Genomic DNA, 13,015 nt, shown 5'->3' on the forward strand with positions numbered 1-13,015 from the left:
CGTCGGCGGGCGCACGACACGACGCGCCCGCCGCACTCCGGGGGTCCACACCGACCCCCCAGGGGAGAGCGCCCCGGCGCCGACCCCACCATGGAACAAAGTGCACCGAGCTCCGCGTTCCATCGCGGCATATCCGCCGCGTCTCTCCTCTCTTGCGGCATACCCGGCCGTGCACGTACCCCGCGCGGTCGGGTGCCACTAGCCAATCCATCGTTCCAATAAGGAGGAACAACATGGGTAAGAAGTATGCAATCGTCGGCGGCAAGCTCATCGACGGCACCGGTGCCGATCCGGTTGAGAACTCCCTGGTTCTCGTCGACGAGAACGGCAAGATCGAGTACGCCGGCGCCCACCAGGACACCCCTGAGGGCTACGAGGTCATCGACGCTACCGGTAAGACCGTCATGCCCGGCCTCATCGACACCCACCTGCACTTCTCCGGCAACCTCACCGACGATGACACCGACTGGGTCATGCAGCCGCTCCTCGAGAAGCAGGCCGTCGCTGTCAAGCAGGCCTACGACTGCCTCACCCACGGTCTGACCACCGTGTGCGAGATCGGCCGCTTCGGCATTCAGATTCGCGACTGCATCGATAAGGGCGTCTTCAAGGGTCCTCGCGTCCTCGCCACCGGCCTCGGCTTCTGCCGCACCGCCGGCCACGGTGACTCCCACCACTGCAGCCAGCTCGAGAACAAAGAGTCCCATCCTTGGGGCGATCAGGTCGACGGTCCGTGGGATCTGCGCAAGGCCGTTCGTCGCCGCCTGCGTGAGAACCCCGATGCCATCAAGATCTGGGCTACCGGCGGTGGCATCTGGCGCTGGGACTCTGGTCGCGACCAGCACTACTGCTCCGAGGAGATCCAGGCCGTCATCGACGAGGCCAAGCTGGTCGGCATCCCGGTGTGGAGCCACTGCTACAACAACCACGCCGCTGCCTACGATTCCGTCCGCTTTGGCTGCGAGCAGCTGATCCACGGCTTCGACATCGACGAGCGCACCATGGACCTCATGGCCGAGCAGGGCACCTTCTTCACCCCGACGATCGCCTTCCTGCCCACCTGGTACTCCACCTATCCGCCGGTCTACGTGCCCGAGCTGCATGACAAGTACGAGGGCACCCTCGTCGAGAAGGAGCTTCAGCGCAACTACGACTGCCTGCGCGAGGCCAAGAAGCGCGGCGTCGTGATGACCATCGGTTCCGACTCCTTCTCCTTCGTCACTCCTTACGGCACTTGCTCCATCGAGGAGATGTACGAGTTCGTGGACAAGATCGGCTTCACCCCGGTCGAGACCATCACCTGCGCCACCTTGAACGGTGCCAAGATGTGCCACATCGAGGACGAGACCGGTTCCCTCGAGGTCGGTAAGTGCGCCGACCTGCTGGTCGTCAACGGCGATGTCGCCGCTGACATCCACACCCTCAACGTTGACAACATGGACGTCATCATGAAGGACGGCTGGATTGTCGACGCCGGTACCTTCGGTGAGGGCAACAAGTACTCCGAGTAACTGAGTTACTCCCATAGGGCTCCTCGGCTCTGCCTCCAGGCGTAGCGGCTTCGCAATAGATAGAGAAGCGGCGTCGTGGAGGGGCCGGGGAGTCCCCACGTTTACCCGGGGGCGGGGCAGGGCGCCGCTCCAGGGGGACGACACGAGCGCCCATCCCGCTATTCGGGGTGGGCGCTTTTTCGGCCGATTGGTATCATGGAGCACGTGTGATGAATGTCAAAAAGGTAGGTGTTTGCGTGCGGCGGCCGTTTGCCCGTTGGAATCAGACGAAATTCTTCCGCGTCGCCCAGAGTTGGGCGCTGCGCGGCCTCATCCTGTGCGTCCCGATGTTGCTCGGCCTGCTGGCCCTCGAATTCGTGACCAACCCCAACCCGGTCCCCGCGGTTATCACCATCGCCGGCCTCGTCTTGCTGTGTTTCTTCTTTGCATACGTGTTCGTCGCGCCCGATGATTTCTCGCTCTCCGCGACCGACCGAACACTCGGCATCGCGAGCAAGATTTTCGCTTACACCCGTCACGGTCTGGTGCCCGAGGCGACGTTGGGCGCGTGCAAACTGATCCTACCCGAGACCCTGGCCTCGGCGATCTGTATCACCGACGGCACGGCGGTCGTCGCGAGTTGGGGCGAGGATTCAGACCGCTGCCCCACGGGCACGCCGGTCGTTCTGGAGAGCACGCTGCGCGTCATCGAGAACGAGCGCATGGAGGTTTTCGCGCGCGAGACAACCGGTCCCGATGAGCCGTATTTCTTCCCGCGCCTGCAGGCTGGCATCACAGCCCCGCTCATCGTGCGCGACCGCTGCATGGGGACCTTCGAGCTGTACTATCCGCGCTACAGCGACATCGATGCGCGTCAAACCGCGCTCGCCACGGGCTTTGCCGAGCTGATCTCCACGCAGCTGGCGAGCTTCGAGCTCGAGCGTCAGGAGGATTTGAGCGCCCGCATGGAGCTGCGTGCGCTGCAGTCCCAGGTCGATCCGCACTTCCTGTTCAACACCATCGGAACCATCGTGTCGCTCGTGCGTACGGAGCCGGAGAAGGCGCGCTCGCTGCTCATCGACTTCTCGAACTACTATCGCCAGACGCTGTCGAACTCCGATGCGCTCACTTCACTCGAGAACGAGCTCGACCAGGGCATGCGCTACATCAACCTCATGCAGGCGCGTTACGGTGACGGCCGTCTCAAGCTCTCGGTCGACTTCGATCCGTTCACGCTCGATTGCCGCGTTCCGCCGTTCATCTTGCAGCCGCTGCTCGAGAACTGCATCAAGCATGCGATGCGTGAAGTCGAGCCGTTGTCCATCAAGCTTTCCTCCCTTGAGACGGATGACGGTATCCAGATTGTGGTCGAGGACGATGGCATCGGCATGAGCGAGGAGACGCTCGCCCACCTGCTCGACGTGAAGCGCGATGTGGACAATACATGCCCGTGCGGTTGCACCGAGGAGGATGGTGAGTGCGTCGAGGCCAAGCTCGAGTCCATGAGCAGGAGGAGCGCTCCCACTACGGCGGACGGCTCGCTCAGGCGCGGCGGCGGTTTGGCCCTCGTCAACGTGCTCATGCGCATACACTTCTTCTTCGGCGCGGAATCGGGCATCCATGTCGAATCGCAGGAGGGCGTGGGAACGCGCGTGACGGTCGACCTGATCGGCGAGCCTCACGAGCCGGAGGGGACGGCGCTTCCCTCTGCCAGGTGACGGCGATTCGGTCCGCGGCGCAGCGCGCCTTGCGGGTCGATGCGGGTGCGCCGTGCCCTGCGCCCGCGTTACACTAAGGCCCTGACTGTGCGTGACATGCGGTTGCGCGTCGCGGCCGATTTGATTGGATGGCGTGTTGGGCGCAGAGCCCATGGGACAAGGGAGATGGCATGGCCGACCAGGCATGGCGTGTTTTGATTGTCGATGACGAGCCGCCGATTCGCGCTGAGTTGAACTACCTGCTCAAGCAGGACGGCCGCGTCGGACGCATCGAGGAGGCCGGCGGGGCGACGGAGGCGGTCGAGAAGATTTTGGCCTTTGGCCCCGAGGTGTTGTTCCTCGACATTCAGATGCCCGGCACGAGCGGCGTTCAGCTCGCAGATACGCTGCAAAAGCTGAAGAAGCCCCCGGTGATCGTGTTTGTGACGGCGTTTTCCGAGTACGCGGCAGAGGCGTTCGAACTGGACGCGGCGGACTACGTGCTCAAGCCGGTTGAGCAGGACCGACTTGAGAAGGCACTCGACAAGGTCGAGAACGCCCTCAACGCCCGCCGGCCGGCGGTGGCTGAGCCCGTGCGCCGCATCCAGGGTGAGCGCAACGGCAAGCGCACCTACATCCCCGTGACCGACATCGCCTATATCGAGGCTCGTGCCGATTACGCCTCCGCTCATACGGAGACTGGCACCTACCTGGTCAATGATTCCATCTCGGTTTTGGAGCGCCGTCTGGCGAACGAGGGGTTCTTACGTGTGCATCGCAGCTTCCTGGTGAATATCGACGACGTCCGCGATGTCGAGGTACTCAAGCCGAGTGGTCTCATGCAGCTCAAGCTCGGCCGGACGGACGCGAGCATCCCGGTCAGCCGCAGGCGTGCGACCGGTGTTAAAAAGCAACTCGGCCTGGCGTGATGAGCCGCCGTCGCGCTCCTGCGCGCGGGTTGTGACGAGTCTTCATAGACATGGGTGACGTGGTGCGCTTCCTCGCGCGTACCACGTCATTTTGCTATAGTAACGAGCAATGTAGCTATTTTTGGAGGACGATCTGAGACCATGCCTGACGCGAGCGACAGTCCCTCGCCGCGACCCGATGTCGCGGCTGTCCCTGCTCCCATAGCGCGCGCTGACGCGACATCGCGGGCGCAGCGCTTGCTGCATGCCGCCGGTTCGACCGCAAAGGAGGCGGTCGCCACCGTCGGAGCGCCGGTCAAGGCAGCGGCTCGCACGGTCAAGCGTCACTTGGTGCCCCAGTATACGCTGGGCGAGGAGATCGCGAACTCCATCACGCACGGCATAGGCGCCGCCCTCGGAATCGCCGCGCTCGTCGTCATGGTCGTGAAGGCGGCCGTGGACGGGGCTCATCCGGCGTCGCTCGCCAGTGCGATCATCTTCGGCGTCGCGCTCATCCTCGAATATCTTGCATCGACGCTGTATCACGCCATTGCCGTCCCGGCTGCCAAGCGCGTCTTTCGCGTGATCGACCATAGCTGCATTTACCTGCTCATCGCGGGCACGTACACCCCGTTTTGCCTCATCACGCTGGCCGATGCCGGCGGTATCCCGCTGTGCATCGCCGTGTGGGCGATCGCAATCGCGGGCGTGCTGTTCGAGGCGTTCATGCGCGAGCGCCAGCCCCATTGGCTCACCGCCGCAATCTACGTTGCGATGGGTTGGCTCGTCGTCTTCCGCTTGCCGCAGCTCGTCGCCGCGCTGCATCCCACCGCGCTCGTGCTGCTTGCCGTGGGCGGCGTGTGCTACACCGTTGGAGCGGTGTTCTACGTTCTCAAGAAGATTCGCTATATGCACAGTATTTTCCACCTGTGGGTTCTTGCCGGCAGCGTGCTGCAATTCTTGGCGGTGGTCCTCTTCGTGATTTAGCTTCTGGTGCGTAAATCCTCGGATGTGTAATGAGGGACGGGTGCACATTACACATCGATTTGCGTGCATCGTGCGATGTGTAATTCGCACCCGTCCCCAATTACGCATTGCTCGCGCCATTCACTAACCCAGGAGGTTTGAACCCGTCCCCATGGACATCACCATCAGTATCATCACCACACTCGTCCTTACCGTCGTCAACGGCTACTTCTCCATGTCGGAGATGGCCCTCACCACGGCCAAGCGCGCCGTGCTCGACCACGAGGCGGAAGGAGGCGACCGTCGCGCCGCCCGCGCCGCCGAGCTCGCGGCCAATTCCGGCAGCTTCCTCGCCACCATCCAGGTCGCGATCACGCTCGTGGGCTTTGCGTCTTCTGCGGTCGCCTCGACGAGCCTGTCCGACCCGCTCGCGCAGTGGCTGTCGAGCTTCGGCATCGATGCGCTGACCATGGTCGCCCCCGGCCTCGCGCCCGTACTCATCACGCTCGCCGTGTCTTACCTCTCGATCGTCGTGGGCGAGCTTGTTCCCAAACGCATCGCCCTGGCCGATGCCGAGGGCATGGCCAAGCGCGTCGCCAAACCGCTCACGGTGTTCCAGAAGATCGCTCGTCCGCTCGTCTGGCTGACGCAGGTTTCCGCCGACGGTCTCGCTCGCATCTTGCGCATCAAGAACGCCGACGACCGTCAGAATGTCTCCGAGGAGGAGATCCGCTACATGATCAACGAGCAGGACACCCTGCTCGACGAGGAGAAGCGCATCATCCATGAGGTGTTCGACCTGGGTGACGCCTCCGCGCGCGAGGTCATGGTGCCGCGCGTGGACGTGACCATGGCCGAGGATGTCCAGACGGTTACCGAGGTCATGAACCTCATGCGCCAGACAGGCTTCTCCCGTATGCCGGTGTTTCACGAGGATCAGGACGGTGTGGTCGGCATCGCCCACATCAAGGACCTGATCGGCCCCGTCATGGGCGGCGAGGGCGATCGTCCCGTGTCCGAGTTCATGCGCGACGCCACCTTTATCCCCGACACCAAGGACATCCTGCCCCTGCTCTCCGAGATGCAGACGGCGCACGACCAGATCGTCGTGGTGGTCGATGAATACGGCGGCACTGCCGGAATCATCACCATCGAGGACATCGTCGAGGAGATCGTCGGCGAGATCGAGGACGAGTTCGACCCCGATAACAAGTACCTCACGCGTCTCTCCAAGCGCGAGTGGCTGGTCGATGGGCGTTTTCCGTGCGATGACGCGATCGAGCTCGGCTGGCCCATCGAGGAGAGTGACGAGTACGAGACCATTGCCGGCTGGATCCTCGATCTGTGCGACTCCCTGCCCGATATCGGCGAGGTTTTCGAGTCCGATGGGTACAAGTTCAAGGTGCAGTCCATGCGTGGGCAGCGCATCTCGCTCATCCGTGTGATCGCGCCTCTCGAGGAGCCCAAGCCCTCCGAGGAGGAGCGCGCCGCGGACGTTCGGTCCGGAGTCGAGCGCGCGATCCGCGAGCACGTGCAGGAGAACGCCACGCGTTCCCGTTCGGTGCGCGCGGGCGCGAACATCTCGCCGGATGATCTCACGCCCGATTACCAGCCCGAGCAGGGCGAGTAGGGGCGACGCGTCTCCGGCGGGGCGCGAGCCGCAAGGCGAGCGAGCCACGCTGGCGCCCGGATGCCGAGTGAGCGCGTCTGCGGGGTGCACATGTCGCCCCGTAGCGATGTAGTCGATCAGCGCCGTTCGGGCGCCGATGAGAAAGGTAAGGCCATGGCCGATTTGTTCAACATTCTCAAGGTCACGGTGGGACCCAAGAAGCTGACCGCCCGCGTGCTTGTGAACCCCGGCATGCCCCTCATGACGTCCGAGGACGTTGAGGCGACCGCCCGCGTGTATTATCTCGCCCCCGCCATCGCCGAGCACATGTGCCTGGGCGATGCGGGTTCCAAGTTCCAGGACTGCATGGGTCATACGGAGCTTGCCCACCTGCTCGAGCACCTGACTGTCGAGATCATGAACGAGACGGGGCTCGCCGGCGGTATTTCCAGTGGTCGCACGCGTGGTGTGATGGGCGACGATCGCCTGTTTGACGTTGAGATCTCCTGCCCCGACGACGCGCTCGCCGTTGGTGCGCTCTCCTCCGCTTCCTTCATGATGAATTGGGCGTATCTGCACGCCGATCAGACGCCGCCGGACTTCCCGGGTACGGTTGCCGCGCTCGCAAGCCTGGTTGGCAGCTTGCGCGGGGAGGCCGCTGCAGGCGATGAGGCCGGTGCTGGCGCGGGTGCCGCGGCGAACGGCGCCGAGTGCGGGGCCGAGGATTTCGGCCCGATCGATACCGAGGGCGCTTCCGTTGTCGCGCATGATGACGTCGAGGGCGCCGTCTTCGGTGGCGCTGCCGCCGAGTAGCAAGGCATCGCATCGCGTTTCCGCGCGGCATCGCCGTCGTGCTGCCATGTCCCTTGAGGATATGAACGATTCTGCCGGCAGAAATAGGAGCTTATGAACGATTCGTTCATAAGCTCCATTTTTGTACAGCTCTCTACCTGGGAAAACGTCATGGACTCATGAGTGCGATTTTTGCAATCGTTCATATCCTCCAATCGTTCATAAGCTCTCGTTTGCGCACGGGTTTCAACCGCACATGGTTCCTGATGGCTGCGCGTCGCGTCGCGCTGCTTCGTTGAGGGCTCGTCAGCCTGCGGTTCCCAAGGAGCCAAGAAGGGCCTCCGGTCCGATCTTTTGAATGCGGCTCTGCAAACGAATGACCGTTTACCATAAAATAGCTACCGTTCACGGTTGCACGAAGGCCCCATCTCGGTGCTGCGGCTTGACGCGGCTCACGGGGGATTCTTATACTCCAAACCGCAACAAGAAATGAGGAAGGTTACCTCGACGCGCTTCGTGGGCCTGACCAAACTCTTGCAGTGCCAAGCGCCGCCCAGTGGCGGTATTCTTGCGCAACCGCACAGTTTCGGTCCGGTCTTTTTTCATGCCGCGATGCGGCAACACGAGGAGTGATTACGAAATGGGTTTCCTTTCGAACTTGTTTGGCGGTAAGACATCTGAGGTCGAGCAGTCGGCGACTGAGGACGGTCGCACGGCCGAAGCCTCCCCTCAGGCCGCCCCCGTTGCGACGGTTCTCTGCCCAGTATCCGGCACCGTGATGGACATCTCTGAGGTGAACGATCCCGTCTTTGCGGGCAAGGCCATGGGCGACGGTATCGCCATTGTGCCGAGCGAGGGCGTCCTCGTCGCGCCTATTTCCGGAACGGTGGAGGCCTTGTTCCCGACGGGCCACGCGCTCGCTATCAAGGACGAAGCCGGCATGGGAGTCATGCTTCATATCGGCATCGATACGGTCGACATGAAGGGCGATGGCTTTATCGCTCGCATCGCTCAGGGCGATCGCGTCGAGGCGGGCCAGATTCTCGTTGAGTTTGATCGAGAGAAGATCGCGGCCGCCGGTTTTGAGGACACGACGATGATGGTCGTCACCGAGCTTGGTTCGGACCTCTCATTGGCCAAGTGCCCTGCTGGTGCCGTCTCGCGCGGCGACGTCGTCCTCTCCCTGGTTCGCTAGCCGGTTGCTCGAACCGAGGTCACAGCCGTGTATATCAAGCGTGTCTACAACAACAATGTCGTGATGGTCGACGATGCGGGAACCGAGCGCATCGCCGTGGGCAAAGGTATCGCCTTTGGTCGCAAGCGCGGAGATGTGCTTGATTCGGCGTCCTTCGAAAAGGTCTTCACCCTCGATGACCCCACGCAGCTTTCGCGCCTCGAGCGCCTCATCAAAGGCATTCCGAGCGAGTACCTGCTCATCGCCGAGGACATCGTTTCGATGCTTCGCCGCGAATCCGATTCCGTTATCGATGACAACGTTCTCATCGCTCTGACCGACCATATCTCCATGGCCCTTGAGCGCGAGCAGGCGGGCATCATATGCGACAACCCTCTTCTCTTCGAGATCAAGCGCTTCTATGGGCGCGAATTTGAGCTTGCTCTCAAAGCACGGGAGATCATTCGCGGTCATCTCGGCATCGAGATCTCCGAGGCGGAGGTGGGCTTCATCGCCTTGCACATAGTGAATGCGACGATGAAGCAACGTGCCGACCATTTGATGCTTTCAATCAAGATGATCAACGGCATCCTCAATACCGTGTCCGAAACTTTTGGGCTCACGTATGACGAGGGTAGCGTCCAATACGAGCGCTTTTTGCGCCACCTTCAGTTCTTCTCCCAGCGCGTGCTCGACAAGAGCATCGCGCAGTCCGAGGACACCTTCCTATTCCACTTGGGTAAAGACCAGTACCCTGATGCGCTTGAGTGCACCGAGCGCATCGGCGCGCATATCGAGCAGGAGTATGGCTGCGTTGTGAGCGATGCCGAGAAGGGATATCTGGTGTACCACATCGCGAATCTCGTACACGCCCCGCATGCGGACGCGTCGGGGGAGTCGTCTGTCGCGGCGGGCGACCAACAGAAAGGAGCGTAAGGCAATGGCAAATAAGCTGAAGAGTTCGCTGGAGGTGTTTTCCAAGTCAATCGTCCAGCCGCTGATGTACCTGTCCGTGGCGGGCACCGTGCTGATCTTGGGAATCCTCCTCACCAATCAGACCATCACCTCGGTGGTTCCCTTCCTGCAGCTGCCGTTCTTTGCCACCATGGGCAAGATCATCTACAACAGCTTGATGTTCATCGTGAACAACCTCGCGGTGATTTTCTGCGCTGGTATCGCCGGCGCGATGGCCAAGAAGGACAAGGGCCATGCGACGCTCATCGGTCTCATGTCCTTCTTCCTGTTCCTGAATGCCAACAACATCACCCTCGAGGCGCTCGGCATGCTCGCCGAGCCCACGCAGCTCGGGTTGGTCGGCACCGGTCAGAGCGAGGTCCTGGGCATCCAGGTGCTCGATATGGGCGTCTTCGGCGGCATCATTCTGGGCTGCATCGCCGGCTGGGTTTTCAACAAGTTCGGCAGTAAGCAGTTCCCGATCGCCCTTTCCATGTTCTCGGGCGTCCGCTTCCCGTTCCTGATCATGATCTGCATTTCCCTGCTTCTCGGTGTGGCCGCTTGCTATGCTTGGCCTCCCGTGCAGGGCGGTATCGCCTCGCTCGCCGGCATGATCCAGGAGAGTGGCAACATCGGCCTGTTCTTGTACGGCATGCTTAACAAGCTGCTCGTCCCGCTCGGCCTGCACCATCTCATTTACACGCCCTTCCAGTTCTCCGATGTGGGCGGCACGCTCGCCCTGGGCGATACGGTTATCGCCGGCGCCTATCCGATTCGCGTCGCCGAGATGGCCATGGTCGGTCAGCCGTTCTCCGCGAGCACCTACTTCAATAGCTACACCTTCAACAACCTGTGGCCCTATCTGGGTATCGGCACGGCGTTCATCGTGACCTCCTACAAGCGCAATCGCGACAAGACCCGCGCCATCATCCTCCCGCTCATCATCACCGCGATCCTCACCTGCATCACCGAGCCGATGGACTTCCTGTTCGTGTTCGCCGCTCCCGTGCTGTTCGTGGTCCACGCCGTGCTGTCCGGCATCAGCCTCGTCTTGCTCAAGGTTCTGAACATCCCTGCGGCGACCGCCGGCGGTATCATCAACATCGTCGTCTCCAATCTGGTGCTCGGCGTCGAGAAGACCAACTGGCCGCTCATGATCGTCCTCGGCGTCATCAACGCTGCCCTGTACTTCGTGGTCTTCACGCTGCTCATCAAGAAGCTGCACCTGCACACCCCTGGTCGCGAGGGCGAGGAGGACGACGTCGAGCCTTCCACTGTGACGGAGGCCGCCGCTCCCGCTGACGAGGCAGCTGCGTCCGCTGACAAGGTTGCCGCCGCTCCCGACGCCGGCGACCCTGTGCTCGATCTGATCGCAGGCCTGGGTGGCAAGGCGAACATCCAGTCCACCGAGAACTGCTTCACCCGCCTGCGCGTGAACGTCGCCGACGAGTCCCTCATCGATGAGGACCTCATCAATCACATGAAGAACAGCGGCATCGTTCGCAACGGCAACGACATCCAGATTATCTTCGGCATGGAGGTCGCAAAGGTCCGCGGCCAGGTCGAGGAGGCCCTCGAGAACATGTAGGCCCGCAAATGAGGGGCTCTTGGGATGGCGCGGCGAGCGCGATGCGTTCGACGGCGGTCCCGATCCCCTTCACGTCGGCCTCGTACCGGGGCCGGGCGCGCAAGCCCGTCCGGCCCCCCGTCAGCACGGTCCCACGCCGCGTATCGCGCGGCGATTCCGCGCCGTTTCAGACATGGGCAAGCGCATTTTTCGTTTCACGCATGAGAAAGGATGCACCATGATCATCACCCTCGCCGGCGGCGGCTCCACCTTCACTCCCGGTATCGTCAAGTCCATCGCACTGCGCAAAGAGGAGCTCGAGGTTGAGGAGATCCGCCTGTACGACATCAACGAGGAGCGCCAGCGCAAGGTTGGCGTGCTCGTCGACTGGATCTTGCACGAGGACCTCGGCCTGGACATCAAGTTGACGGTCACCACCGATAAGAAGACCGCCTTCTCCGACGCCGACTTCGTCTTCGCCCAGATGCGCGTGGGCGGTTACGCCATGCGCGAGCAGGACGAGAAGATCCCGCTGCGCCATGGCTGCGTCGGTCAGGAGACCTGCGGTTGCGGCGGTCTCGCTTACGGCATGCGCACCATCTTCCCCATGGTCGAGCTCATCGATGATGTGGAGAAGTACGCCAAGCCCACGTATTGGATCCTCAACTACTCCAACCCCGCTGCGATCGTGTCCGAGGCGTGCCGCGTGATGCGCCCGAACGCCCGAATCATCAACATCTGCGATATGCCCATCGCCATCATCGACCTCGTGTGCGCCGCGCTCGAGATCGACAAGAAGGACGTCGAGTACGATTACTTCGGCCTCAACCACTTCGGTTGGTTCACCAGCATCCGTCACAAGGGCGAGGAGGTGCTGCCGCAGCTGCGCGAGTACATCAAGGAGCATGAGATCCTGCTCCCCAGCAGCTATCTCAAGGGTATGAGCTCCCTCATGAAGTCCAACACCGACAACGAGGACGAGAGCAAGCAGAACCGCCACACGAAGGGCAGCTGGTATTACGTCTGGAAGGGCGTTTACGAGATCATGGAGCTCTTCCCGGAGTACCTGCCCAACACGTATCTCAATTACTACCTGCAGCAGAAGGAGTTCGTCGAGCATTCCAATCCCGAGCGCACACGCGCTAACGAGGTGGAGGAGACGCGCGAGCACAACCTGTTCGCCGGCATTGACCGCTATGAGGCCACGGGCGAGATCGACGAGAGCACGTTCTACGCCGGCAGCCACGGCGACTGGATCGCCGATCTGGCCGTCGCGCTCAAGAACGACACGAAGGCGCGCTTCCTGGTGATTTGCCAGAACCGCGGCGCGATCCCAAACATGCCTTACGACGCGATGGTCGAACTTCCCGCGTATATCGGCAAGAACGGCCCCGAGGTCATCTCCCGCGACAACATCCCGCTGTTCCAGCAGGGCCTTATGATGCAGCAGCTCAATTCCGAGAAGCTCGTGGTCCAGGCGTGCATCGAGGGGTCGTACGAGAAGGCGCTCCAGGCGTTCACGCTCAACAAGACGGTCCCGTCGATGACGGTCGCCAAGGAGGTCCTCGATGAGATGATCGAGGCCAACAAGGACTTTTGGCCGGAGCTGAAGTAGGGGAATTCCCGACGGCTTGCCTGAGGCGGCGCCAGTGTTTGATGGCGTTGCGGCCGCGGTGCCTGGCGAAGTGGCCGCGGTGCCTGGCGAAGTGGCGGGCTGCCCGCCGCGTTCTTTGAGGATGTGAACGATTTCGCCAGCAGAAAAAGGAGCTTATGAACGGTTCGTTCATAAGCTCCTTTTTTGTACAGCTCTCTACCTGGGAAAACGTTGCAAGTCCAATGAATGCAATCTTCGCAATCG

General features: G+C 62.0%; 10 protein-coding genes. All 10 read left to right on the plus strand.

The genetic code is table 11. The annotated features are described in order from the left end of the window. Positions 1-233 precede the first annotated feature (233 nt). The 10 genes from AOBCEHNH_RS05675 (at position 234) to AOBCEHNH_RS05720 (ending at position 12,772) form a co-directional block, all read left to right on the plus strand. Positions 234-1,511: a metal-dependent hydrolase family protein gene (locus AOBCEHNH_RS05675; RefSeq protein WP_152063515.1), complete on the plus strand. Its 1,278-nt coding sequence runs from the start codon at positions 234-236 to the stop codon at positions 1,509-1,511. Between the two features lie 209 nt (positions 1,512-1,720). Further along, on the plus strand, positions 1,721-3,208 hold the full coding sequence (locus AOBCEHNH_RS05680; RefSeq protein WP_152063516.1) for a sensor histidine kinase: 1,488 nt from the start codon (positions 1,721-1,723) through the stop codon (positions 3,206-3,208). A 170-nt stretch (positions 3,209-3,378) separates the two neighbouring features. Then, positions 3,379-4,116: a LytR/AlgR family response regulator transcription factor gene (locus tag AOBCEHNH_RS05685; RefSeq protein ID WP_152063517.1), complete on the plus strand. Its 738-nt coding sequence runs from the start codon at positions 3,379-3,381 to the stop codon at positions 4,114-4,116. 141 nt (positions 4,117-4,257) lie between these two features. Further along, positions 4,258-5,082 (plus strand): PAQR family membrane homeostasis protein TrhA, encoded by an 825-nt coding sequence (gene trhA / locus AOBCEHNH_RS05690; RefSeq protein ID WP_226803316.1) that lies wholly within the window; start codon positions 4,258-4,260, stop codon positions 5,080-5,082. 151 nt (positions 5,083-5,233) lie between these two features. Continuing rightward, complete coding sequence (locus tag AOBCEHNH_RS05695; RefSeq protein ID WP_152063518.1) at positions 5,234-6,691, plus strand: hemolysin family protein; 1,458 nt, start codon at positions 5,234-5,236, stop codon at positions 6,689-6,691. A gap of 153 nt (positions 6,692-6,844) precedes the next feature. After that, positions 6,845-7,483, plus strand: coding sequence for a hypothetical protein (locus AOBCEHNH_RS05700; RefSeq protein ID WP_152063519.1), 639 nt, complete (start codon positions 6,845-6,847; stop codon positions 7,481-7,483). Positions 7,484-8,102: 619 nt separating this feature from the next. Further along, positions 8,103-8,657, plus strand: coding sequence for a PTS sugar transporter subunit IIA (locus AOBCEHNH_RS05705; protein WP_193221198.1), 555 nt, complete (start codon positions 8,103-8,105; stop codon positions 8,655-8,657). A gap of 27 nt (positions 8,658-8,684) precedes the next feature. Further along, a complete protein-coding gene (locus tag AOBCEHNH_RS05710) occupies positions 8,685-9,572 on the plus strand; it encodes a PRD domain-containing protein (protein ID WP_152063521.1) in 888 nt (295 codons plus the stop codon). 4 nt (positions 9,573-9,576) lie between these two features. Next, positions 9,577-11,178 (plus strand): PTS transporter subunit EIIC, encoded by a 1,602-nt coding sequence (locus AOBCEHNH_RS05715; protein ID WP_152063522.1) that lies wholly within the window; start codon positions 9,577-9,579, stop codon positions 11,176-11,178. A gap of 217 nt (positions 11,179-11,395) precedes the next feature. Next, on the plus strand, positions 11,396-12,772 hold the full coding sequence (locus AOBCEHNH_RS05720; RefSeq protein WP_039910625.1) for a 6-phospho-alpha-glucosidase: 1,377 nt from the start codon (positions 11,396-11,398) through the stop codon (positions 12,770-12,772). The last annotated feature ends 243 nt before the right edge of the window (positions 12,773-13,015 follow it).

It is taken from the genome of Collinsella intestinalis (assembly GCF_902501455.1).
GTDB classification, from domain to species: domain Bacteria; phylum Actinomycetota; class Coriobacteriia; order Coriobacteriales; family Coriobacteriaceae; genus Collinsella; species Collinsella intestinalis.